Raw genomic sequence first — 23286 nt, 5'->3', positions numbered from 1 at the left:
TTATTTAAACACGACGCCAACCTTGCAGCCCGCACGCTTGAATATCATCGCCGCCGGACAAAAGCCGGTAACCGACGCCTGAATCATATTCACGCCCACAAATGCCGTGAGCAGAAACCAATAGGGCGAAAAATATAGCCCGAGCGAGAGGGATAGCAGGACCATGAAACCAGCGAACATAAGCACTGCCTTGTCGATCGTCATTGAATTGTCTCCCGGTTGAGTCTTAGTTGTCGAAAGCTGGACTTGCACGTAACATTCAAAGAGTTTAAATTCAAGAGTATGAATGTAGAAAAGATGATACCGGCCTCCGGCCACGCGGCTGAACTGCTGCGGAGCCTCTCGCATCCACAGCGATTGCTTGTGCTTTGCGCACTCGGCGGCGACGAGATGTCCGTCGGCCAGTTGCGCGAATTGCTCAACATAGAACAGGTGCCCATGTCGCAGCAGCTAATGCGGTTGCGCGCAGACGGTCTGGTCGAATCGCGCCGGGAAGGCACCACGGTGTACTACCGGATCGCGCGGCCAGAGGTGCAATCCGTTGTGCAGGCGTTGCACGACGCATTCTGCCCGAAATAGCGAGACTTGGCTGGGGCGCCAGGATTCGAACCTGGGAATGTCGGTACCAAAAACCGATGCCTTACCACTTGGCGACGCCCCAATACCGACAAAGTGTCGGCTCGAAGTGAGCCGCCTTATAGGCACCGAATTCTGATTAGGCAATCGCGCAAAGCCACTAAATTCAACTGAATTTTGCGAGCAGCGCCAGCGTGGTTGGTGGTCATCGATCCCGGTAGCTGAGTTCATTTGCTGCGCTGTATATAAAATGCATTCACCTCGCGCCGGGAATTGTTAAAATTGGAGCCAAAATTCCATCGCTGACCCGCTCGGCGGCTTGGAGAGCACCGCTCATAGCTGTGATTTCGTTTGTATATTTGTTTCATTAGCGAAAATCCATATTGCAATATGTTCTATTTTTGTTCTATATGCATTTTATCGAATATGCAAGGAGATTAACGGTGAAAAAAGTCTAACCGATTGTAATTGCGGGGATGGACGCAAGGGGCGTTGCCTTTCGCAGCGCAGCATCTTATCGGTCGAATAGAGTGCGCCGGTCTCGCGGCGCCCGGTCTAACGGGGAATTTGTGACATGACCAAATGGGTCTACACATTCGGCGATGGCTCAGCGGAGGGCAGCGCCAAGGACCGCAACCTTCTCGGCGGGAAGGGAGCGAATCTTGCGGAGATGTGCAATCTGGGCCTGCCCGTTCCGCCGGGGTTCACGATCACAACCGAGGCTTGCAATTGGTACTACGCAAACGGGCGTGACTATCCCGCAGAACTGGAATCGCAGGTGGATGCGGCGCTGAAACATGTTGCGAAAATAACCGGGCGCGCTTTCGGTGACCCAGAAAAGCTGCTGCTGGTATCGGTTCGCTCAGGCGCGCGGGCTTCGATGCCTGGCATGATGGATACAGTGCTGAATCTTGGCCTGAACGACGAGACTGTGGAAGCTCTGGCTGCTGATTCCGGCGATTCTCGCTTCGCGTATGACAGCTACAGACGCTTTATCCAGATGTATTCGGATGTCGTGCTTGGCCTCGATCATGAAGTGTTTGACGAAATTCTAGAGGACGAAAAAGCCAAAAGAGGCGTTGAACTCGACACCGAGCTTTCAGCAACTGATTGGCAGGCGATAATCGTGCTTTATAAGGCGCGCATTGAAGAGGAGCTGGGCAGCTCATTTCCGCAATCGCCCAAAGAACAGCTGTGGGGCGCGATAGGTGCGGTCTTCTCAAGCTGGATGAACCATCGCGCGATCACCTATCGTCGGTTGCATGACATCCCGGAAAGCTGGGGCACCGCCGTAAATGTTCAAGCCATGGTTTTCGGCAATATGGGTGAGACATCTGCGACGGGTGTGGCATTCACGCGCAATCCCTCGACAGGCGAGAAAAAGCTCTACGGCGAATTCCTTGTGAATGCTCAGGGCGAGGATGTCGTTGCGGGTATTCGTACGCCGCAAAATATCACGGAAGCAGCGCGCATTGCCGCGGGTTCGGACAAGCCTTCGCTGGAAAAGGTGATGCCGGAGGCTTTCGCAGCTTTCGTGGATATTTCGGGGCGGCTCGAAAAGCACTACCGCGATATGCAGGACCTCGAATTCACGATCGAGCGCGGCAAGCTTTGGATGCTCCAGACGCGGTCGGGCAAGCGTACGGCGAAAGCGGCGCTCAAGATCGCCGTAGAAATGGCAGAAGAAGGATTGATCACCGAGCGGGAAGCGGTTCTGCGCATCGATCCGTCCTCGCTTGACCAATTGTTGCATCCAACAATCGACCCTAAAGCGCGACGCGATGTGATCGGGGTAGGGCTTCCGGCTTCGCCCGGCGCGGCAACTGGCGAAATCGTATTCTCCTCCGACGAGGCGGAAGAAATGAAGTCTGTCGGGCGCAAGGTGATCCTCGTGCGTGTCGAGACAAGCCCGGAAGATATTCACGGCATGCATGCAGCGGAGGGGATTTTGACGACGCGCGGCGGCATGACGAGCCACGCGGCGGTGGTGGCGCGCGGCATGGGCAAACCTTGCGTGTCGGGCGCGGGATCATTGCGCGTCGATACGAAAACCGGAACGTTGCTGGCTCTCGGCCAGGCCTTCAAAAAGGGTGATGTGATCACCATTGATGGATCGAACGGGCAGGTTCTTAAAGGCGCGGTTGCAATGCTCCAGCCTGAACTGTCGGGGGATTTCGCGGCAGTGATGAAATGGGCTGACGCAGCGCGCCGCATGAAGGTGCGTACCAATGCGGAAACGCCGGCGGATGCGCGCATGGCTCATTCATTTGGTGCGGAAGGCATCGGCCTTTGCCGCACAGAACATATGTTCTTCGAGGGACAGCGTATCGTTGCAATGCGCGAGATGATTTTGGCTGACACGGAGAAGGATCGTCGCGCCGCGCTCGCTAAACTCTTGCCGATGCAGCGCTCGGACTTCCTCGAACTGTTCGAAATTATGGCTGGACTACCCGTGACGATCCGTTTGCTGGATCCGCCATTGCATGAGTTTCTGCCTAAGACCGAGTCCGAAATCGCAGAAGTTGCGGGTGCAATGAACGTTTCTGCTGAGAAGCTTCGGCTTCGCACGGAGGCGCTTCACGAATTCAACCCCATGCTCGGCCATCGCGGCTGCAGGCTCGCCGTTTCCTATCCCGAGATAGCAGAAATGCAGGCACGGGCTGTTTTCGAAGCAGCGGTGCAGGCCGGTGCAAAAACGGGCAAGCCTGTGGTGCCGGAAATCATGGTGCCGCTCGTCGGCATCATGAAGGAGTTGGACTACGTGAAAGAGCGAATCGATCAGGTAGCCAATGCGGTCATGGGAGAAACGGGAACGACTATCGAATATCTTACCGGTACAATGATCGAACTCCCGCGCGCTGCCATTCGTGCACATGTGATTGCGGAGGCTGCCGAATTTTTCTCTTTCGGCACGAATGATTTGACGCAAACGACCTTCGGCATTTCGCGTGATGATGCGTCGAGCTTCCTCGAAACCTATCGTCAGAAGGGCATCATCGAGCAGGATCCATTTGTTTCACTGGATATCGACGGTGTGGGCGAACTCGTCAGGATCGCTGCGGAGAAGGGGCGCCAGACTCGGCCGGGTATGAAGATGGGTATTTGCGGCGAGCATGGAGGCGATCCCGCGTCGATCGGATTCTGCGAGGAAGTAGGGTTGGACTATGTGTCTTGTTCGCCATTCCGCGTGCCTATTGCACGCCTCGCTGCTGCTCAATCTGCAATCCGCTCGAAGCAGAAGAGCTAGGGGAAAAAGCTGCCGTGCGGGCAGGCAGGCGGTCGCTTGCTGGATCGAGTTGGCTTAACCGGGAGGCGGTTGCATTTCATCAACGGCCAGATGGTGATCTGGCTCGAGGGTTTGCGCCGGTCCCTTGCTCTACGCTCATGCGGCGCGTTCGGCGCGATGGCATCTGATGTAAAAGTCAGGTGTTGAAACATTTTTCAGGGCGACATTGGTCGCGCGCCTTCATGTGGTGCATGAGGCTGGTTAGCTTGGGTTGTCAGACAATGAATATGGAAAGCATTTCAGATGTTCGCGTGGCCGGTATGGACCTCTGTGCAATGAGTGCAGAAAAAGCGAACACTAACGTTGACGTTGCTTGCGCATCCCGCGCGTGAGAATATCCCTGCTCCAGTGGTGAAATCATTTCAATGAAGCAGATAACGGGGCTGTTGGCCGATAAACCACGAGTCAACCGTGTGTTCACGCTGCTGTGCTTCGCTGCGCCGCCGGCAGCGGGAAGCGTGGTCAGCTTCCTGTTCAACGGAGGCGGACTGGCCTGCTTTGCAAATGTCCTGACTGGCAGGGTCGCGCTGTCCAAGCTGCGCGACGTCCGTATTATTTCGCTCCTTTTTCTCGGCTATGTTGCGTGCTGCCTGTTGGCGGCACTTATGAACGGCAGCGCCTTTCGCAAACCGACGGAACTGCTATCGCTCGCGACCTTTGCCTTCTTTCCGTTTTCATACGCGTATTGGTCGATATCGGTCAAAAAAGACGTCATTTCGTCGATTGTTTGGGGGTCGGCAATCGCCTGCGTCAGCGGCTTGGCCGTCGCTGTTGCCCAGGCGGTCATGCATCCGGGAATTCGCGTTGAAGGGGGCGCGGGCAACGCTTTGGTTTTCGCCACTGTTACCGTCATTGCGATCAGTGTGGTGCTGGCAGGTATTATGCTTGGCGGAAATAGCAGGCGCCCGATTCTGGGTGGCTTCGCCTTTTGCGGAGTGCTCGCTCTGGTCCTTTCCCAATCACGCTCGCCGCTCTTGATGTTGGCGGTGAATGCATTGATGCTGATGATTGTGTTCGGCGGTGCGCGCTGGTTGCGCAGATTGTGGCTGCCTGTCACGGCTGTCGTCCTTCTGCTGGCCGCAATGCTCGCGAGCGGTGTTGATCTGCCGTTCATTTCCCCCCGTTTTCACGAGGTCATTACAAACTGGAAGCAAGTGCGCGATCAGGGCAACTATGACAGTTCGGCTGGCCTACGGCTCGCGATTTGGGAAATCGGCTTTGAAATGTGGAAGGAGGCGCCGTGGTTCGGCCATGGTCGACAATTTGCGGCGGAGGAAATGGGTCGCCGTCTTGTCGAGATATACGGTATCGACCGCTCGTTCACGCACTTCCATAATTTCCTACTGCAGGCACTCGTTCAAAACGGAGTTTTAGGATTGCTGAGCCTGCTCGCATTGCTGGGTTTCGGGGGATGGCTGGCGTTCAAGACACTCAAGACCAGCCAAGATGATGAACGGCGTTTCGGAGCGGCGCTAATGCTGATTGTGCTGGTGACCTATATCGGTGCGGGCATCACCAACATTATGTTCGGACACGACATTCTCGACGCGGTATTCATGATTTGCATGGTGCCGGGCGTCTATCTGGCGGTTGGCCGCAGCATGGCGGTTCCTTAGGGCACCAATCGCCTTACCCCGAAAGGCCAGGAACGCGCTGGCGCATCGCGTCGGTCGCTGGTGAGCGCACGATAAACTTCAGTAGGCTGGACAAGCCCGGCTAGAGCGCTGAAATTGGGTTGAGTAGCAGGGAGGAAGAGACATGCTCGGGTTGATGCAGAAATGGCCGCTGCTGTGCCACAAGGTTCTCGACTATGCGGCTGCTAACCATGCCGCCCGTGAAGTCGTTTCGCGCTCGGTAGAGGGGCCGATTGTAAGCACGACTTTTGCGAATATTCACGAGCGCGCGTTGAAGGTCTCGGAATTACTTGACCGCGAGGGTTACAAAGAGGGCGACCGCATTGCCACGCTGGCGTGGAATACGGCGCGGCATCTGGAAGCCTGGTACGGCATTATGGGCATCGGCGCGGTGTATCACACGCTGAACCCACGGCTTTTTCCAGACCAGATCGCCTGGATCATGAATCACGCGGAAGATCGGGCTTTGTTTGTCGATCTGACGTTCATGCCGATTGTCGAGAAAATAGCGCCGTCGGTTAAGTCGCTGAAGAAAATCATCGTCCTGACGGATAAGGCGCATTTGCCGGAAACGAAGCTCGAAATTGTGACCTACGAGGACTGGCTCGCGGAGGCGAAGGGTGGGTTTCAATGGAAGTCGCTCGACGAGGATGCCGCGGCGGGTATGTGTTACACATCTGGCACGACGGGGGATCCAAAGGGCGTCGTCTATAGCCATCGATCAAACGTGCTGCACGCGATGATCGCGGCCATGCCGGATGCGATGGGTATTTCCTGCCGCGATGTCATCATGCCGGTCGTGCCTATGTTTCACGCGAATGCCTGGGGACTTGGGCAGTCTGTGCCGATGGTTGGTGCCAAGCTTGTGATGCCCGGCGGCAAGATGGACGGCGCTTCGATTTATGAGTTGCTGGACACGGAGAAGGTGTCGTTCACGGCTGCGGTTCCGACGGTATGGCTCATGCTGCTGCAATATCTCGAAGAGACAGGAAAGCAGCTTCCTTACTTGAACAAGGTTGTGATCGGCGGCGCGGCCTGCCCGCGTGCGGTGACGAGAAAATTCGAGGAGGTGTATGGGGTCGAGGTGATCCACGCCTGGGGTATGACGGAGATGTCGCCGTTGGGGACATTGTGCACGATCAAGCCCGAATATCGCAATTTGCAGGACGATGCGCTGCTGAACATCAAGGATAAGCAGGGCGTTGCGCCGTTCGGTGTGGAAATGAAGGTGACTGACGATGAAAATGTCGAGCGCCCGCGCGACGGCAAGACATTTGGCCGGTTGAAGGTGCGGGGGCCGGCGGTCGCGCGTGCGTATTACGGCGGGGCAGGCAAGGAGCAGTTCGACGACGACAATTGGTTCGATACGGGAGATGTCGCGCATATCGACAAGTATGGATATATGCAGATCACGGACCGCGCGAAGGACGTTATCAAGTCTGGCGGCGAGTGGATTTCCACCATCGATCTGGAGAATCTCGCGGTCGGGCATCCGGATGTGGCCGAGGCGGCCGTGATCGGCATTCGCCATTCGCGGTGGGATGAACGGCCTCTGCTCGTGGTTGTGAAAAAGCCGGGCAAAGACCCGAAGAAGGAGGACCTGCTGGCGTTTATGAACGGGAAGATCGCGAAATGGTGGATGCCGGACGATGTCGCGTTTGTGGAGGAAATTCCGCACACCGCGACGGGCAAGATTCAGAAGATGACGCTACGCGAGCAGTTCAAGGAATACCGCTTTCCCAACGATGCATAAGGAAATGGTAATTTATAAGGTTTGACAATCTTTGTATATTGGCGGCTCGTGGAAAGGATGTGCCGATGCACGTCTCATTGACCGAAAAGCTCGATGAATATGTCCGGGAGAAGGTCGCTTCGGGACTATATAACAACGCCTCTGAGGTGATCCGTGAGGCATTGCGCCTCAAGATCGCGGCCGAAGCAGCAGATGATGTAAAACTGCAGCGATTGCGCGACGCGATGGATGCCGGTTTGCAGCAAGCAGGGCGGGCAGAGTTTGCCAATTATTCGCTCAAAAAATCTCTGTCGCGATTGAGGTCGGATAAATGAAGGCTCGATTTCGCCTGACGGTTCTGGCGGAAGCCGATTTTGACGAGGCTGGCGGTTACACATTGGAGACATGGGGCGACGAGCAGGCAGATCGCTATCTAACGCAGTTTAACGAGACTTTCGCTATGCTCGCAAATACTCCGAGCTTGGGAGAGATCAGCGCAATTTAGGCTCGGATGTGATGTAGCACCCTGCAACCGGCATGTGATCTTCTTCCGCCGGGATGTGAAGGGCGACGTTGAGATCCTGCGCATTTTGCACGAGCGAATGGATTTTACGCACCATTTTTGATGCGCAATCTCTGTGTGGCGGCAAAAACTACCGTTGGTAGAGTGCTCTTATGCGAATCATAGAGGAAACGCGCGCTTCATGGAGCGCGCCTTGGGCGCGTAGACTGGCCGTGCTGGCGCTGGCGGTGGTGTTTGTCGCAACGGCGGCGCATTGGCTGCTGCTTCTGGAAACGCCGGCGTTTTTCTGGAGTCTCGTCACGGCCGCAGGGCTCGCGCTTCTCGCGGTGCTGCTTGCAGGCATAGGGCTGCCCCGCGTCTGGTATTATGGCTATCGGGGCGGGCGCGACCTTGGCAAAGCCTTCGTGATTGGCGGGTTGGTGCTGGTACCGTTCTGCTTCGCTGTGTTTCTGGCGCTGACCACGCCGAAGCTCGCCGATGTCTCAACCGACCTCACTGAGCCGCCGACCTTTGCCGAGGCGCTGGCTGAACGAGGTCGCGGGACAAACGCCATTCAGGGGGCAAACGAGGACTGGAAAGCGCTGCAAAGCAGTGAATACCCAGAGGTCGCGGGGCGGCGATACGATGTGCCAATCGAGAATGTGCGCGCGGCGGTGGAAGCCACAATGAAAGAATATGGCTGGGAGATATTGGGGCCGAAAATGATCGGCACCGGCAGCCGGTTCAATATTGAAACGCTGGTATATTCGCCCGTGCTGGCGCTGCCTTCTGACGTGGTGGTCAGGCTGGTGGAGGAGGGCGATTCGACCTACGTGGATATGCGCGCCGCGTCGCGATACGGCGACAGAGATTTTGGCATTAATGCAGGGCTGGTTGGCCCGTTCTTGAAAGATCTCGACGCGCAGGTTGCGACACTGACGCCCGCTGCGCCTGAATAGGCACGGCTTCGGAGCGCAATCCTACCGATAAAACACGCCATCTATTGCGACATCGTCCTCTGCGCGCACTTGCCCGCGGGCGACAAGGTCTTCCAGATGCGCCAGCACTGACAGACCGGCAGCGCCGTGCAGGCGCGGATCGGTGTCGCGATAGATTGCGGATACGATTTCCGGGATCGTCCTGTCGCCTGAGACTATACGCTCCAGCACGGCGCGCTCGCGCATTTTGCGATGCGCCTTGAGGCCGCGCACAAAGCTATGCGGCGACTTCACCGGACCGCCATGGCCCGGAAAATATATGCGATCCTTGCGCGCGAGCAGCTTGTCCAGCGAGGTCATGTAGTCGACCATTGCGCCATCCGGCGGCGCGACGATCGAGGTGGCCCACGCCATTACGTGATCGGCCGAGAACAGGATGCCGGTATCCTCCAGCGCAAAGGCGGCGTGGTTGGCGCAGTGGCCGGGCGTAAGCACGGTCCGGATCGCCCAGCCATCGCCCTCAATCCGCTGCCCATCGGCAAGCGTAATGTCGGGCATGAAATCATGATCGGCGCTGGCGTCGAGCGCGTTTACTTCGCCGATGCGCAACGGGCGCGCGGGCCGGTGGGGACCTTCGGCAAGCGTCGGCGCGCCGGTAAGCGCCTTGAGCCGCGCGACGAGCAGGGAATGATCGCGATGGGTATGGCTGACAAAAATATGCGACACAGGGCGCCCATTAATGGCGCGCACGAGCGTGTCGAAATGCAATTCATCATCCGGTCCGGGATCAATGACCGCCAGCGAATCCCTGCCGACGATGTAGCTGTTGGTTCCGTGGAAGGTGAATGGACCAGGATTCGGAGCGGTCACGCGCAGCAGGCCGGAAGCGATTTCCACAGGCTCGCCATAGCGTGGCTCGAAATTTGTATCGAAATCCATTGTCAACAACTCCGAATTCAAAAGCGTTTGCCGCTTAGCATGGAAGCTAATATAAGCACCCCGAACTACATTGGCTTCAGGAGGGAAATTAATGTCCGCAGCCGCTACCCAGTCCAGCTCACTTGTTTCGCTGGCGCTCCCTAAAAATAACGTTACGCGCCTCGTTTCGCAGATTTTGCTGGCGCTCGCAGGCAGCGCATTGCTGGCGCTTTCGGCCAAGACCAAGGTTGTTCTCGGCCCGGTCGATCTGTCGTTGCAGAGCCTTGTCGTGCTGCTGATCGGCGCAGCCTATGGCTGGCGTCTGGGCGTTGCGACCGTGCTGCTCTATCTCGCTGAAGGCGCGTATGGCCTTCCCGTGTTTCAGGGTACGCCTGAAAAGGGAATTGGACTGGCGTACATGGTGGGACCGACAGGGGGCTATCTTGCTGGTTTTGTCGTGATGGCGGCGATTGCCGGCTGGGCAGCAGACCGCGGGCTGGATCGCAACCCCGTCAAGTTCTTCGGCGCGCTGCTGACCGGCGAAGTGATCATGATGGCTATGGGCTTTGCCTGGCTCGCGGTGCTGATCGGCGTTGACAAGTCCTGGCAGTTCGGCGTTGCGCCGTTCATCGTGCCGGACCTGATAAAGGTTGCGCTGGCCGCCTGCCTCGTTCCGGCTGTGTGGCAGGTGATCGCGCGTTTTCGCGGCAATGTTTGACTAGAATAGAATTTCGCGAAAAAGCCGGTGCGGAAACGCACCGGCTTTTTTTGTGACTACCGCTCATGCGGGGTGATTTTTTTGCTGACTTGAAGCCGAAAGCACCGAAAATCTCACGCTGCGGAAAACAATTCCAACAGGTGGCGGATGCGCGAAATGCCCGCCCACCATTCGTTGCGCCTTTGGCATGGGCATTCTTGGGTAGCGGATGCGGCTGCATTAAACACGGTCAAGCATACTCAATTTGACCGACATGCCGGCTTTGCCGACGGGTCATACCCAAAAGGCAACGGCAATGCTCGCGCGACTTTCACATCTCGACCGCCTTGAAGCGGAAGCGATTCATATTTTTCGCGAGGTTGCAGCCACCTTCACCAAGCCGGTGATGCTGTACTCTGTCGGCAAGGACTCGTCCGTCCTGCTGCATCTGGCGATGAAAGCGTTCTATCCCGCCAAGCCGCCATTTCCATTTCTGCATGTCGACACGACATGGAAATTTCACGAGATGATCGAGTTTCGCGACCGCATGGCGCGCGAACATGGATTCGACCTGCTGGTGCACATCAATGAAGATGGCGTGCGCGACGGCATCAACCCGTTCGACCACGGCTCGAACACGCACACGCATGTGATGAAGACTGTTGCGCTGCGGCAGGCGCTGGACGAATACGGCTTCGATGCGGCCTTTGGCGGCGCGCGGCGCGACGAGGAAAAGTCTCGCGCCAAGGAGCGCATTTTCTCATTCCGCAACGCGCAGCACGCATGGGACCCCAAGCACCAGCGCCCGGAAATGTGGAAGACCTTCAACACGCGCGTTTCGCCGGGCGAATCGATCCGCGTATTTCCGCTTTCGAATTGGACCGAGCTGGATATCTGGCAGTACATTTTGCGCGAGAACATTCCGATTGTTCCGCTTTATTTTGCGGCGCGCCGCCCGGTGGTGGAGCGCGACGGAATGCTGATCATGCGCGACGACGAGCGCATGAAGCTGCATGAGGGCGAAGTGGTCGAAAACCGGCTGGTGCGCTTTCGCACGCTGGGTTGCTACCCGCTGACGGGCGCAATCGACTCCGACGCGGAAACGCTTGAAGAGATCGTCAGCGAAATGCTGGTGGCGCGCACCTCGGAGCGGCAGGGCCGGTTGATCGACAAGGACGAAGCCGGATCAATGGAAAAGAAAAAGCGCGAGGGATATTTCTGACCATGCGCCAGAACACTGCACTGGCCGTCGAGCCGGACTATGACGTTCGCGCCTGGCTGGCCGAACAGGAACACAAATCGCTGCTGCGGTTTCTCACCTGCGGTTCTGTAGATGACGGCAAGTCGACGCTGATCGGGCGTTTGCTATACGACACCAAGCTGATCTTCGAGGACCAGCTTGCGGCGCTGGAGCGGGACTCCCGCAAACACGGAACGACCGGCGAAGACATCGATCTGGCGCTGCTGGTAGACGGGCTTGAGGCGGAGCGTGAGCAGGGCATCACGATCGACGTTGCGTATCGGTTTTTCGCAACCGCCAAGCGCAAGTTCATCGTGGCGGATACGCCGGGGCATGAGCAATATACGCGCAACATGGCGACGGGCGCCTCGACGGCGGACCTCGCCGTAGTGCTGGTCGATGCGCGGCAGGGTGTGCTGACCCAGACGCGCCGCCATTCGATTATCGCTTCGCTGCTCGGCATCCGCAGAATTGTTGTGGCGATCAACAAGATCGATCTGATCGATTATGATCAGGCAACGTATCAGCGAATTGTCGAAGATTATCAGAAGTTTGCAGCCGATCTCGGATTCAGTTCGATAGAAGCTATCCCCATGTCTGCGCGCTACGGCGACAACGTCACGCGGCGCTCTGAAAACATGGGCTGGTATCAGGGGCCGACGCTACTTGAATATCTGGAATCCGTGCCCTTGGATGAGGCTGCCGATGCACGGCCTTTCCGGTTTCCCGTGCAATATGTGAACCGCCCGAACCTCGATTTCAGAGGGTTCGCGGGGACGATTGCGGCAGGCTCGATTTCGCCCGGCGATGCCGTTGTGGTTGCCAAGTCTGGCCGCGCGAGCAAGGTGAAGCGCATTGTAACCCAGGATGGCGACCTGCCGGTGGCGGTTGCCGGGCAGGCGGTGACGCTGGTTCTGGAGGACGAAATCGAAGTTTCGCGCGGCAACATGCTGGTTGCGCCGAACGGACGCCCGCATGTGGCAGACCAGTTTGCCGCGCAACTCGTGTGGTTCGATGAGCAGGCGCTGAGGCCGGGGCGCTCGTATATTCTGCGGACGGAAACGGACCAATCGCCCGCGACGGTGACGGACCTGCGCTATCGCATCAACGTCAATAATTTCGCGCAGGAGGCGGCGAAATCTCTGGCGATGAACGAAGTTGCGCTGGTGAATGTGTCCACGCAGACGCCGATTGCTTTCGACAGCTTTGCCGAAAATCGCGCGACGGGTTCTTTCATCATCATCGACCGGATCAGCAATGCGACGGTGGGCGCGGGCATGATCGTCAACCCGCTGCGCCGTGCGGCCAACATCCATTGGCAGGCGCTGGAAGTGGACGCCAAGGCCCGCGCGGCGCAGAAGCACCAGAAGCCCGCGGTGATCTGGTTCACTGGCTTGTCGGGCTCCGGCAAATCCACCATTGCGGGGCTGCTGGACAAGAAGCTGCATCTTTCCGGTCGGCACACTTATGTGTTGGACGGCGACAATGTGCGGCACGGGCTCAACCGTGACCTTGGGTTCACCGAACAGGACCGCGTGGAGAATATTCGCCGCGTGGCCGAGGTGGCGAAGCTGATGGCGGATGCCGGGTTGATCGTGCTGGTGTCGTTTATCTCGCCGTTCCGGGCGGAGCGGCAGTTGGCGCGCGACCTGTTGCCCAAGGGTGATTTCATCGAGATTTTTGTCGACACGCCGCTGGAAGAATGCGCGCGGCGCGACCCAAAGGGTCTCTATGCGCGCGCTGCGGCTGGCGAGATCAAGAACTTCACGGGCATCGACTCGCCTTACGAAGCGCCGGAGGCACCCGAGATTCATCTTGAAACCGCCGGCAAATCGCCCGAAGAGATGGTTGACGCCATCGAGAAGTGGCTGACCGAGCGCGATACGGCTGAGCAGGAATATGACGACGGGGGCGGAATCTGAATACGCTGAAACGCAATCCCTTTTCGAGCAACTGGCAATCGATGCCGGTCGCCGGATCATGGATGTGTTTCGCCGGGACTTTTCCGTCCTCGAAAAGGATGATTGCTCACCCGTAACCGAGGCGGATCATGCTGCGGAAAAGGTGATACTCGCGGGCTTGCGCGCGGCCTTTCCGCATATTCCCTGCGTGGCGGAGGAAGAGTGCGCGGCAGGGCGCGCGGTGCCCGAACTGGGCGGTGCGTTCTTCATTGTCGATCCGCTCGACGGGACGAAGGAATTCGTCAAGCGACATCAGGATTTTACGGTGAACATTGCGCTGGTGCGCGAGGGTACGCCCGTGGTGGGTGTAGTGCTGGCGCCATGCAGCGGCAGGCTGTTTTCAGGCAGGCCGGGCCACGCCGAGGCGATGAAGGTTTCGGAAGACGGCGAGGTGAGCGAGCGACACCGCATAACGGTGCGCCCGAAACAGGAGCCGCTGACGATCGTCGCCAGCAGGTCGCATTTTTCGCCCGAGACGGAAGCGTTTATTCGCAGCATCGGCACGGCGGAGCTGGTGTCGGTGGGGTCATCGCTGAAGTTTTGCCTGCTGGCGTGTGGCGAGGCGGATCTCTATCCGCGATTTACGCGAACGATGGAGTGGGACACCGCCGCTGGCGATGCCGTGCTACGCGCTGCCGGTGGCATGACGCGGACATTGGATGGCGCTGCGCTGCGCTACGGCAAGCGCAATCAGGCACATGACAGCGATTTCGCCAACCCGAATTTCATCGCGAGTACGAGTTAGGGAAAAGCCTAAGCGTCAACGTTTATGCTGCCCCTCACCCTCTCCCCGTTTTGACGGGGAGAGTGGGAATTGAAACGTTGGCGCCGATTCAAAAATTGAAAATTGCCTACCACGGAATGGTCCTACCGCATTTCTTCGCGGGTGGGTGGGTTTGCGCCAGCGCGGGAGACTGTGAAGGCGGCGGCTTTGGCGCTGAAGCGCAAGACAGCTTCGATCTGGCCGGGAGTCAGCGCTGCGATGGCAGCCTTGGTCAGCAGCGTTTGATCGCGAAGCGAGCACAATATGCCAGCGTTGATAGTGTCGCCAGCGCCGACCGTATCCACAACCTGCACGCGCTCGGCTGGCACAGTTATGTGATGATCCTTGCTGTAGGCAACCAATCCGCTCGCGCCCTTGGTGATGACGATGAGCTTGGGACCGAGCGTTAGCCAACGGGCGGCGATTTCCTGCGTCGTGCCCGGTTCGCCGAACCAATCGAGATCCTCGTCGGACAGCTTTACGATGTCGGCCATTGCGACCATGCGCTTCATGCGCGCGACATGGGAAGCTTTGTCCTTGATGAAATTCTTGCGGATGTTCGGGTCAAACATCATGACGCGCTTGCTGCTTTCGCGCCGCATCAGCGCTTCATACGTGCCGCCGCAAGGTTCGGGAATGAGGCTGATGCAACTGAAATGCATGGCCTCGACATGATCGCCAATATCGGGAAGGTCGCTCTCGTAGAGCATGCGCCCGGCGGTTTGTTCATCATAGAAGAGGTAGGAGGCATGGCCGTTTTCAAGCCGCACGAAGGCCATCGTCGTAGGCAGATCGGAGAACTTGACGAGGCTCAGGTCAACATTGCTGGCGGCAAGCGTGTCGCGCAGCATATCGCCGAAGAAATCCGTAGAAATGCCACTGAAAAAGCCGGTCGGAACCTCAAGACGGCCCAGCGCGATGGCGGTGTTGAACACCGCGCCACCGACATAGGGCGCGAAGGCGGTTTCGCCAAGCGTGGTGGTGCGAGGCAGCATGTCGATCAGCGCTTCGCCACAGCAAACGATCACTTTTTCTCTCCTTACGGGTAGATCACGCCCTTGCGAACGATGACGTTTGCATAGAGGCGCGGTTCGCTGGTGGCAACTACGGTGTGGGCCGATTTTACGCGCGCGTAAAACTCCGCCCCCGCAAGCGGCGTGACGGAGCGCCCCGGCGCACGGCGCGCGCAGATCGCCTGAATCTCGGCGTGGACCGGATCGGAAAGCGCGGGGTCGCCTTTGACGGATGAGCGGAAAATCGCCTCATCAACGAAGTCATCGACGGGGGTAACTTGCAGCACCGCATCAAGCACGCTGAGAAGGTCATGTCCGTCGGCGCGGATGAGGCGGCGCGCATGTTCGAGGGCAGGGTAGTTGCCATCCACCAGCGCGATTTCATCCGTGTGCCCCATCGCGCGCAACGTGGCGAGCAACTCCGGGCCGAGAATTGGGGGAATGCCGATCAACATCAAGTTGCTCCGAAGGACAATGCGTTAGAGCCGACAAGAAAGCGCTCGGAAAGCGGCAGGCTGGCCGCACCGATTGCGCGGGCGTGATGCCCCACCGAGCCTTCGCGGATTTCGGGAACTTTCAGACCCTCGACGTCAATGCGCGCCAGCGCGGCGCGGACCGAGTTTGTGAGGCGCGCGCGTATTTCCGGCGGCATCCAGCCTTCGATTATCGCGGCTTCGAAATCGATTACCGAAGTGGCGGAAACGACGGAATAGGCAAGCGCGTTGGCGGCGTCAGTGATCCACTGATCGGCCACGGCTCCGGCATCCTGCCAATTGCGCAACTCTGTCCAGCGATTTGCGACGGTGCTGCCTGCTGCTTTAAGGCGCTTTTCCAGAACGCCGAGTGAGGCGATGTCGATGAGCTGGGCGGGCCTGCCCGCCGGACCCGGCACCGGCATGGAGCCGAGCGCGCCAGCATTGCCGGTGGGGCCGGAATAGAGCCGACCGTTCAGGACGACACCACCACCTGCAAACGCGCCGATAAAGAAATAGACGAAATCGCGAAGGTCGTTAACGCGACCGAAAACGAGTTCGGCGCCGCAGGCCGATGTTGCGTCGTTCTGCAAGAATACGGGGAAGGGGAGTTCGTTCTGGATTTCGGCGCGGATGTCGCGGTCGCGCCACCGGTCCATCAGCTCACGCGGCGCGCCGGCGATTTCCGCCCAGCTCCAAAGCTCGAATGGCATGGCAATGCCGAGCCCGGCGATAAGCCCTTGCTGCGCGGGTGCTATGGAGGCGCGAATTTCGCGCAGAGCACTCAACAAAAAGCGCTTGGTTTCATCGGGTGTGGGGTAAATGTAGGATTGTTCGCGCTGAGCGCGCACATTGCCGAGAAAATCGGTCATGACCAGATCGGCGCTGCGCCGCCCGACCTTGAGGCCGAGGAAAAAGGCACCATCGGGATTGAGCGACATGGGAACAGAAGGCTGACCGATGCGGCCACGCTGCGGTTCGCCTTTCACCAGAAGGCCATCAGCCTCCAACGCGCGCATGATGACGGAAACAGTCTGCGCGGAAAGGCCGGTCATACGCGCAATGTCGCTCTTGGCCAGCCCCCCATGCAGACGCACGAGCGAGAGCACTACGCGCTCGTTTGAATCGCGCATGCCGGACTGGTTCGTTCCACGATGCAAAGCCATCGAAACAGGCTCGGGCGAACCAAGCCTGATTTGCGCATCTGCCAAAGATACCTCCCTCGTGCCGCTATGCGACACAAATCGAGAATGGCGCTCACGGCATTAAGTGTCAATAATAAATAAGAGTGATTTATTTATTGACAGTGAACTCGAAAGGCCGCATTGTTGTTTACGCAGGACGGGAGACCTGCGGGCGAGCGATCGCTTTTCATCGAATTTCACTGGGAGGAGTATCCGTGAAAACCACCATTCTCAAAACGACCCTGTTTGCAGCTATGGCTTCGGCAGCCATCGGCTTTGCGATGCCCGCATCGGCGGAAGGCGTGGGCGCCTGCCTCATCACCAAAACGGACACCAACCCGTTCTTCGTGAAGATGAAGGAAGGCGCGACGGCAAAGGCCGCCGAGCTTGGCGTTACGCTGAAGAGCTATGCAGGCAAGATCGACGGCGACAGCGAAAGCCAGGTTGCGGCGATTGAATCCTGCATCGCGGACGGCGCGAAAGGCATTCTGATCACCGCTTCCGACACGAAAGGCATTGTGCCGACCGTTCAGAAGGCGCGTGATGCCGGGCTTCTGGTTATCGCACTCGACACGCCGCTTGATCCCATCGATGCGGCAGACGCGACTTTCGCGACGGACAACCTCGAAGCTGGCAAGCTGATCGGCGCATGGGCCGCGGCCACGATGGGCGACAAGGCGAAGGATGCGAAGATCGGCTTCCTCGACCTCACGCCATCCCAGCCATCGGTAGATGTGCTGCGCGATCAAGGGTTTATGATCGGTTTCGGAATCGATCCGAAAGATCCGAACAAGATCGGTGACGAAGACGATCCGCGTATCGTTGGCCACGATGTGACCAATGGTAACGAAGAGGGTGGCCGCAAGGCGATGGAAAACCTTCTCCAGAAGGACAACACCATCAACGTCATCCACACGATCAACGAACCGGCTGCAGTTGGTGCCTATCAGGCGCTGAAGGCGGTGGGCCTTGAAGGGCAGGTGCTGATCGTTTCGGTCGACGGTGGTTGCCCCGGCGTGAAGTCGGTTGCCGATGGCGTCATCGGTGCGACCTCGCAGCAATATCCGCTGCAGATGGCTGCGCTCGGCATCGAAGCGATTGCGGCGTTTGCAAAAGATGGCACCAAGCCGAAGCCAACCGAAGGCAAGACATTCTTCGACACGGGCGTGAACCTCGTGACGGACAAGCCGGTGGAAGGCGTGAAGTCTATCGACACCAAGGAAGGCACGGCTAAGTGCTGGGGGTGAAATGACGGTTCGCTGAAAGCGAATTGGAAGGTCCGGTGGACCTTCCAAAGTCATTGAACGCCGGGGAACTGCCGGAGGCAGCGGACCCCCGGCAGGGACGCGCTGGTGGCGGGTGCAACGTGTTGGCGCTGCGCTGACGGTTTGTGCATTACCCCTCATCCACCTGCCCGCACCGCCCTCCGCCATGGCTCCGGGCGTTCATCATTCGAAAAGCCCATTTGGGGGCTTTTCGTCCACTGCGTGGACCATTCTTCACCCCACAAGGGGAGAAGGGGACTGATGGGAAGGTCGGCGGAGGATGAGCAGCGTTGGAGCTGCCTGACAATTTTGGATTACCCGCGCGCGAGTGGCGATAGCGGGCCTCGACGGTGGTGCGAGGCGCGGAGCATTTGCTCGCGCTGACCGACAACCACTTGATTGCACCCTGAATTCGGCGGACGATGATGCTCCGCGTTCTGGGGAGAATGCGCGGAAAGGGAGGAAAAATGGCCGGAGCACAGGAATTCGAGAAAGTTCTCGACCAGAGCGACCGCAATGTAGCGGCGTTTGACCATCAGGGCGTGCCGCTGATCAAGCGGGCGCAGCATTTTCTGCATTCGACGCCAGCAGCGGTGCCGCTGATCGTTCTGGTGATGTCGATTATCATATTCGGGATCACGATTGGCGGGCGGTTCTTCTCGTCCTACACACTGACGCTGATCCTGCAGCAAATCGCGATTGTCGGCATTCTGGGTGCAGCGCAAACGCTGGTGATCCTGACAGCGGGCATCGATCTTTCCATCGGCGTTATCATGGTGATTTCGGCAGTGGTGATGGGCAATTGCGCGGTGGTGTACGGAATACCCGCGTTCATTGCCGTGCTGATCGGGCTTGGCGTAGGCACTTTGTGCGGATTGCTGAACGGCTTTCTTGTGGCGGTGATGAAGCTGCCGCCGTTCATCGTGACGCTGGGAACGTGGAACATCGTCATGGCGACGAATTTCATCTACTCGGCGAATGAGACGATCCGCGATGCGGACGTGGCATCGACGGCTCCGCTGCTGCATCTGTTTGGCGCGAGCTTCAAGGTGGGCACGGCGGTGCTGACGCTGGGTGTTATCGCCATGGTGCTGCTGGTGCTGGTGCTTTGGTACGTGCTGAACCACACGGCGTGGGGCAGGCATGTCTATGCGGTGGGCGATGACCCGGAAGCGGCGAAGCTCTCCGGTATTCAAACGCGCAGGGTGCTGTTTTCAGTCTACGGTCTGGCCGGATTGATCGCAGCTTTTGCGGCTTGGGTTTCGATTGGCCGCAACGGTTCGATTTCGCCGTCGGCGGCGGTCACGGACTATAATTTGCAGGCGATTACGGCCGCTGTGATTGGCGGTATTTCTCTGTTCGGCGGGCGAGGGTCGATCCTCGGCACGCTGTTCGGCGCGATGATCGTGGGCGTCGTCTCGATGGGCCTGAACATGCTCGGCGCAGACCCGCAATGGAAAGTGCTGCTGACCGGCGTGCTGATTATCGGCGCAGTCGCAATCGACCAGTGGATCAGAAAGGTTTCGGTATGAACACCTCAGTCCAACCCATCCTTTCAGCGCGGGGACTTGTTAAGCGCTACGGCCGCGTGACCGCTCTCGACAATGCGGATTTCGACCTCTATCCGGGCGAAATTCTCGCAGTGATCGGCGACAATGGCGCGGGAAAGTCCTCGCTCATCAAGGCGATTTCGGGTGCGGTTATTCCCGACGAGGGCGAAATCAAACTCGAAGGCCAACAGGTGCAGTTTCGCTCGCCAATGGAGGCGCGCGAAGCTGGCATCGAGACAGTGTACCAGAACCTCGCGCTTTCGCCGGCGCTTTCGATCGCGGACAATATGTTTCTTGGCCGCGAACTCAGGAAGCCCGGCATTATGGGCCAATGGTTCCGAATGCTGGACCGGCCCGCAATGGAAAAGCGAGCGCGTGAGAAGTTGAACGAACTTGGTCTGATGACGATTCAGAATATCAGCCAGGCGGTGGAAACACTGTCCGGTGGTCAACGGCAGGGCGTGGCGGTGGCACGCGCAGCCGCGTTCGGGTCGAAGGTCGTGATTATGGACGAGCCGACGGCGGCGCTGGGCGTGAAGGAATCCCGGCGCGTGCTGGAGCTTATTCTGGACGTGAAAAAGCGCGGCCTGCCGATCGTGCTGATTTCGCACAACATGCCGCATGTGTTTGAGGTGGCGGACCGGATTCACATTCACCGGCTCGGGCGGCGATTGTGCGTGGTCGATCCCAAGCTGATCTCGATGTCTGATGCCGTGGCGCTGATGACAGGAGCGAAAAAGCCGCCGGAGGATGCGCTGGCTGCGTGATCTGCGGTATTTCACCCCGCCCGACCCTGCGGGCCACCCTCCCCATCGAGGGAAGTGAGACCCGCAGGGCCGGGTGGGGTGAGTTTCCGAGGCGCGGACGCATCTTTCTCTCGTCCGTGCGTATTGCGCTTGACGCCGGATTGGCGGATTGCTCAAATCGATTAAAGCGATTGGTAGAACGGCGTCTTGCGGCCGGTTGGCAATGGCTTATGGGAGGGTCCAGGGTTCAAATGTCAACGGAGCCAGAATGACATCTGCCATTAAGTCCAAAGCCAAAGTAGTCGCCCCCATGCCGCTGGATGTCACGCCACGCGAACTGGCGGACGAAATTCTGAAGGACCTGCGCTATCGCGTCGGCAAGGACGCATCTGTAGCGACCTCGTATGACTGGCTGGCGGCCTCGATCAAAGCGGTGCGCGACCGAATTGTGGACCGTTGGATCAATTCGACCAAACAGGCCTATGAGGCGCAAGCGAAGCGCGTCTACTACCTTTCGCTGGAGTTTCTGATCGGTCGGCTGATGCGTGATGCGTTCTCCAATCTTGGCATGATGGAGACAATACGCGAAGCGCTGGAACTGCTCGACGTCGATCTGGACGTGATTGCGCAACTCGAGCCGGACGCTGCGCTAGGCAATGGTGGCCTTGGGCGGCTGGCCGCGTGCTTCATGGAAAGCATGGCAACAGTGGGTGTGCCGTCACATGGCTACGGCATTCGCTACGTAAACGGTATGTTCCGGCAGGAGATTTCAGACGGCCAGCAGGTGGAGCTTCCGGAGACGTGGCTGGACCATGGCAATCCGTGGGAGTTTGAACGGCGCGAACGGTCCTTCGAGATTGGGTTCGGCGGTTCGGTGGAGGCGGCTGAGGTTCAAGATGGGCTGGTGGAACGCCATGTGTGGAAACCATCGGAGCACGTGCTAGCGGTGGCATATGACACACCGGTGGTGGGCTGGCGTGGCAATCGCGTGAATACGCTAAGACTGTGGTCGTCCATGCCGGTCGATCCGATCCTGCTCGACAAGTTCAATGCGGGCGACCATGTGGGCGCGCTGGAAGAGAGCAACAAGGCGGATGCGCTTTCGCGCGTGCTGTACCCGGCGGACTCGCACAAGGCGGGGCAGGAACTGCGGCTGCGGCAGGAATATTTCTTCTCGTCGGCCTCGCTGCAAGACATTTTGCAACGGCACCTCTCGCAATATGGCGAACTGCGCTCACTGCCTGACAAGGCGGCAATCCATCTGAACGATACGCACCCGGCTGTTTCGGTGGTCGAATTGATGCGCCTTTTGATCGATGTACACGGCATCGAGTTCGACGAAGCCTGGGACATGACCAAGCGGACATTTGCTTACACCAACCACACGCTGCTGCCGGAAGCGCTGGAAAGCTGGCCGGTGCCGCTCTTTGAAAGGCTGCTGCCGCGCCACATGCAGCTTGTGTATGAAATCAATGCGCAAATTCTGCTGGAAGCGCGCGCGACGGGCAATTTCGACGACGGGCAGATCAGCCGGATTTCGCTGATTCAGGAAGATGGCGAGCGGCGCGTGCGCATGGGCAATCTGGCGTTTGTGGGATCGCATTCCATTAATGGCGTCTCGGCACTGCACACCGACCTGATGAAGGAAACGGTGTTCGCTGATTTGCACAAGCTTTACCCCGACCGCATCAACAACAAGACGAACGGCATTACACCCCGGCGCTGGCTGTTCCAGTGCAATGAGGGGCTGACCGGGCTGGTGCGCGAGGCCATTGGCGCCAGGTTCCTTGACGATTTCGAGGCGCTGGCGGAACTCGACAAGTTCGCGAGCGACAAAGCATTCGTGGAAAAGTTCGCGGCGGCGAAGCGGGTCAACAAGCAGCGGCTGGCGCAGGTTGCGGCTGAACGGTTGGGCGTGAAGGTCGATCCGTCGGCCCTGTTCGACATCCAGATCAAGCGCATCCATGAATACAAGCGGCAGCTTCTGAACATTATCGAAGCGGTGGCGCTCTATGACCAGATCCGCTCGCATCCCGAGCGGGACTGGGTGCCGCGCGTTAAGTTCTTCGGCGGCAAGGCAGCGCCGAGCTATTACAACGCCAAGCTTATCATCCGCCTGATCAACGATGTGGCGAAGGTTGTGAACCGCGACCCGTCGGTGCGCGGGCTGCTGAAGATTGCGTTCATGCCGAACTACAATGTCAGCCTGGCTGAGATCATGATGCCGGCGGCGGATTTGTCGGAGCAGATTTCAACGGCAGGCATGGAAGCCTCCGGCACGGGCAATATGAAGTTCGCGCTGAACGGCGCGCTGACCATCGGTACGCTCGACGGCGCGAATGTCGAAATGCAGGAACATGTCGGGGAGGACAATATCCTGATTTTCGGCCTGACCGCACAGGAAGTCGCCGAGCGGCGCGCCAATGGCTACAAGCCGCGCGACGTGATCGAGAGTTCGCCGGAACTTTCGCAGGCGCTTTCAGCGATTTCGTCCGGTGTGTTTTCGCCGCATGAGCCGGGGCGCTATCGCGAGCTAATCGACGGAATCTACAATTCCGACTGGTTCATGGTCGCGGCGGATTTCGACTCCTACGCGGCAACGCAGCGCAAGGCGGATGTGTGGTGGACAGACAGTCCGCTCTGGTACACCAAGGCAATCCACAATGTGGCGCGCATGGCATGGTTCTCGTCCGACCGCACCATTCGGGAATATGCGCGGGAGATCTGGAACGTTCGCGTTTGACGGGTGGAAGAACCGGGAGGAGATTCAGGATGGACGTATTTGCACACCACCCGGCCCATCGGGCG

19 protein-coding genes, 1 tRNA gene and 1 pseudogene are annotated in these 23286 nt (G+C 58.5%); 15 read left to right on the top strand and 6 right to left on the bottom strand.

What is annotated here, in order from left to right; translation table 11 throughout:
• Positions 1-204 carry a YgaP family membrane protein gene (locus DY251_RS04105; protein ID WP_116622589.1) on the bottom strand — a complete coding sequence of 68 codons (204 nt, stop codon included), beginning with the start codon at positions 202-204 and terminating at the stop codon, positions 1-3.
• A gap of 78 nt (positions 205-282) precedes the next feature.
• Between DY251_RS04105 and DY251_RS04100 the strand changes: the two genes are divergently transcribed.
• A complete protein-coding gene (locus tag DY251_RS04100) occupies positions 283-579 on the top strand; it encodes an ArsR/SmtB family transcription factor (protein ID WP_116622588.1) in 297 nt (98 codons plus the stop codon).
• A gap of 7 nt (positions 580-586) precedes the next feature.
• Here DY251_RS04100 and DY251_RS04095 read toward each other — a convergent pair.
• A tRNA-Gln gene (locus DY251_RS04095) sits at positions 587-661 on the bottom strand.
• Positions 662-1150: 489 nt separating this feature from the next.
• Here DY251_RS04095 and ppdK point away from each other — a divergent pair.
• The 6 genes and pseudogenes from ppdK (at position 1151) to DY251_RS04065 (ending at position 8689) form a co-directional block, all read left to right on the top strand.
• On the top strand, positions 1151-3823 hold the full coding sequence (gene ppdK / locus DY251_RS04090; RefSeq protein ID WP_116622587.1) for a pyruvate, phosphate dikinase: 2673 nt from the start codon (positions 1151-1153) through the stop codon (positions 3821-3823).
• A 404-nt stretch (positions 3824-4227) separates the two neighbouring features.
• Complete coding sequence (locus DY251_RS04085; RefSeq protein ID WP_116622586.1) at positions 4228-5478, top strand: O-antigen ligase family protein; 1251 nt, start codon at positions 4228-4230, stop codon at positions 5476-5478.
• A 142-nt stretch (positions 5479-5620) separates the two neighbouring features.
• A complete protein-coding gene (locus DY251_RS04080; protein ID WP_116622585.1) occupies positions 5621-7249 on the top strand; it encodes a long-chain-fatty-acid--CoA ligase in 1629 nt (542 codons plus the stop codon).
• Positions 7250-7326: 77 nt separating this feature from the next.
• A complete protein-coding gene (locus DY251_RS04075; protein WP_199498785.1) occupies positions 7327-7563 on the top strand; it encodes a type II toxin-antitoxin system ParD family antitoxin in 237 nt (78 codons plus the stop codon).
• A pseudogene (locus DY251_RS21930) lies at positions 7560-7854 on the top strand (type II toxin-antitoxin system RelE/ParE family toxin). Before DY251_RS04075 ends, DY251_RS21930 begins: the two are co-directional and overlap by 4 nt.
• A 49-nt stretch (positions 7855-7903) precedes the next feature.
• Positions 7904-8689 carry a DUF1499 domain-containing protein gene (locus DY251_RS04065; protein WP_116622584.1) on the top strand — a complete coding sequence of 262 codons (786 nt, stop codon included), beginning with the start codon at positions 7904-7906 and terminating at the stop codon, positions 8687-8689.
• A 21-nt stretch (positions 8690-8710) separates the two neighbouring features.
• On the opposite strand, the gene DY251_RS04060 is transcribed toward DY251_RS04065, so the two are convergent.
• On the bottom strand, positions 8711-9613 hold the full coding sequence (locus DY251_RS04060; RefSeq protein WP_116622753.1) for an MBL fold metallo-hydrolase: 903 nt from the start codon (positions 9611-9613) through the stop codon (positions 8711-8713).
• An 85-nt stretch (positions 9614-9698) separates the two neighbouring features.
• Between DY251_RS04060 and DY251_RS04055 the strand changes: the two genes are divergently transcribed.
• From DY251_RS04055 to cysQ, 4 genes are all read left to right on the top strand, one after another.
• Complete coding sequence (locus tag DY251_RS04055; RefSeq protein ID WP_116622583.1) at positions 9699-10304, top strand: biotin transporter BioY; 606 nt, start codon at positions 9699-9701, stop codon at positions 10302-10304.
• 253 nt (positions 10305-10557) lie between these two features.
• On the top strand, positions 10558-11505 hold the full coding sequence (cysD, locus tag DY251_RS04050) for a sulfate adenylyltransferase subunit CysD (protein ID WP_116622582.1): 948 nt from the start codon (positions 10558-10560) through the stop codon (positions 11503-11505).
• 2 nt (positions 11506-11507) lie between these two features.
• Positions 11508-13445 (top strand): sulfate adenylyltransferase subunit CysN, encoded by a 1938-nt coding sequence (gene cysN / locus DY251_RS04045; RefSeq protein WP_116622581.1) that lies wholly within the window; start codon positions 11508-11510, stop codon positions 13443-13445.
• The gene (gene cysQ / locus DY251_RS04040; RefSeq protein ID WP_116622580.1) at positions 13423-14229 is read left to right on the top strand and encodes a 3'(2'),5'-bisphosphate nucleotidase CysQ; all 807 of its coding nucleotides are present in this window, start codon (positions 13423-13425) and stop codon (positions 14227-14229) included. The genes cysN and cysQ overlap by 23 nt, the downstream gene beginning before the upstream one ends.
• A gap of 122 nt (positions 14230-14351) precedes the next feature.
• Here the strand turns inward: cysQ and DY251_RS04035 are convergent, their stop codons facing one another.
• From DY251_RS04035 to DY251_RS04025, 3 genes are read right to left on the bottom strand one after another with little or no spacing between them, the layout of a single operon-like run.
• A complete protein-coding gene (locus DY251_RS04035) occupies positions 14352-15275 on the bottom strand; it encodes a carbohydrate kinase family protein (RefSeq protein ID WP_116622579.1) in 924 nt (307 codons plus the stop codon).
• 11 nt (positions 15276-15286) lie between these two features.
• On the bottom strand, positions 15287-15715 hold the full coding sequence (locus DY251_RS04030) for an RbsD/FucU family protein (RefSeq protein WP_116622578.1): 429 nt from the start codon (positions 15713-15715) through the stop codon (positions 15287-15289).
• Positions 15715-16899 carry an ROK family transcriptional regulator gene (locus DY251_RS04025; RefSeq protein ID WP_245415863.1) on the bottom strand — a complete coding sequence of 395 codons (1185 nt, stop codon included), beginning with the start codon at positions 16897-16899 and terminating at the stop codon, positions 15715-15717. Before DY251_RS04025 ends, DY251_RS04030 begins: the two co-directional genes overlap by 1 nt.
• A 272-nt stretch (positions 16900-17171) precedes the next feature.
• On the opposite strand from DY251_RS04025, the gene DY251_RS04020 reads away from it, so the two are divergent.
• The 4 genes from DY251_RS04020 to DY251_RS04005 all read left to right on the top strand — a co-directional run bounded on the left by DY251_RS04020 (position 17172) and on the right by DY251_RS04005 (position 23221).
• A complete protein-coding gene (locus tag DY251_RS04020) occupies positions 17172-18164 on the top strand; it encodes a sugar ABC transporter substrate-binding protein (protein WP_116622751.1) in 993 nt (330 codons plus the stop codon).
• Between the two features lie 485 nt (positions 18165-18649).
• Positions 18650-19714 carry an ABC transporter permease gene (locus tag DY251_RS04015; RefSeq protein WP_116622750.1) on the top strand — a complete coding sequence of 355 codons (1065 nt, stop codon included), beginning with the start codon at positions 18650-18652 and terminating at the stop codon, positions 19712-19714.
• On the top strand, positions 19711-20499 hold the full coding sequence (locus DY251_RS04010; protein WP_116622577.1) for an ATP-binding cassette domain-containing protein: 789 nt from the start codon (positions 19711-19713) through the stop codon (positions 20497-20499). The genes DY251_RS04015 and DY251_RS04010 overlap by 4 nt, the downstream gene beginning before the upstream one ends.
• A 247-nt stretch (positions 20500-20746) precedes the next feature.
• Positions 20747-23221 (top strand): glycogen/starch/alpha-glucan phosphorylase, encoded by a 2475-nt coding sequence (locus tag DY251_RS04005; RefSeq protein ID WP_116622576.1) that lies wholly within the window; start codon positions 20747-20749, stop codon positions 23219-23221.
• The last annotated feature ends 65 nt before the right edge of the window (positions 23222-23286 follow it).

Origin of the sequence: Mesorhizobium denitrificans, assembly GCF_003403035.1 — a bacterium.
Classification (GTDB): Bacteria; Pseudomonadota; Alphaproteobacteria; order Rhizobiales; family Rhizobiaceae; genus Mesorhizobium_G; species Mesorhizobium_G denitrificans.
Note: the sequence above shows the minus strand (reverse complement) of the source record. Positions and strands in the feature narration are given on the sequence as shown.

What these genes read in the sequence shown, in the direction of transcription:
- DY251_RS04105 (WP_116622589.1), bottom strand. Translation starts at nt 204, where the DNA reads ATGACGATCGACAAGGCAGTGCTTATGTTCGCTGGTTTCATGGTCCTG.
- DY251_RS04100 (WP_116622588.1), top strand. Translation starts at nt 283, where the DNA reads ATGAATGTAGAAAAGATGATACCGGCCTCCGGCCACGCGGCTGAACTG.
- ppdK (WP_116622587.1), top strand. Translation starts at nt 1,151, where the DNA reads ATGACCAAATGGGTCTACACATTCGGCGATGGCTCAGCGGAGGGCAGC.
- DY251_RS04085 (WP_116622586.1), top strand. Translation starts at nt 4,228, where the DNA reads ATGAAGCAGATAACGGGGCTGTTGGCCGATAAACCACGAGTCAACCGT.
- DY251_RS04080 (WP_116622585.1), top strand. Translation starts at nt 5,621, where the DNA reads ATGCTCGGGTTGATGCAGAAATGGCCGCTGCTGTGCCACAAGGTTCTC.
- DY251_RS04065 (WP_116622584.1), top strand. Translation starts at nt 7,904, where the DNA reads ATGCGAATCATAGAGGAAACGCGCGCTTCATGGAGCGCGCCTTGGGCG.
- DY251_RS04055 (WP_116622583.1), top strand. Translation starts at nt 9,699, where the DNA reads ATGTCCGCAGCCGCTACCCAGTCCAGCTCACTTGTTTCGCTGGCGCTC.
- cysD (WP_116622582.1), top strand. Translation starts at nt 10,558, where the DNA reads ATGCCGGCTTTGCCGACGGGTCATACCCAAAAGGCAACGGCAATGCTC.
- cysN (WP_116622581.1), top strand. Translation starts at nt 11,508, where the DNA reads ATGCGCCAGAACACTGCACTGGCCGTCGAGCCGGACTATGACGTTCGC.
- cysQ (WP_116622580.1), top strand. Translation starts at nt 13,423, where the DNA reads ATGACGACGGGGGCGGAATCTGAATACGCTGAAACGCAATCCCTTTTC.
- DY251_RS04030 (WP_116622578.1), bottom strand. Translation starts at nt 15,715, where the DNA reads ATGTTGATCGGCATTCCCCCAATTCTCGGCCCGGAGTTGCTCGCCACG.
- DY251_RS04025 (WP_245415863.1), bottom strand. Translation starts at nt 16,899, where the DNA reads ATGGCTTTGCATCGTGGAACGAACCAGTCCGGCATGCGCGATTCAAAC.
- DY251_RS04020 (WP_116622751.1), top strand. Translation starts at nt 17,172, where the DNA reads ATGGCTTCGGCAGCCATCGGCTTTGCGATGCCCGCATCGGCGGAAGGC.
- DY251_RS04015 (WP_116622750.1), top strand. Translation starts at nt 18,650, where the DNA reads ATGGCCGGAGCACAGGAATTCGAGAAAGTTCTCGACCAGAGCGACCGC.
- DY251_RS04010 (WP_116622577.1), top strand. Translation starts at nt 19,711, where the DNA reads ATGAACACCTCAGTCCAACCCATCCTTTCAGCGCGGGGACTTGTTAAG.
- DY251_RS04005 (WP_116622576.1), top strand. Translation starts at nt 20,747, where the DNA reads ATGACATCTGCCATTAAGTCCAAAGCCAAAGTAGTCGCCCCCATGCCG.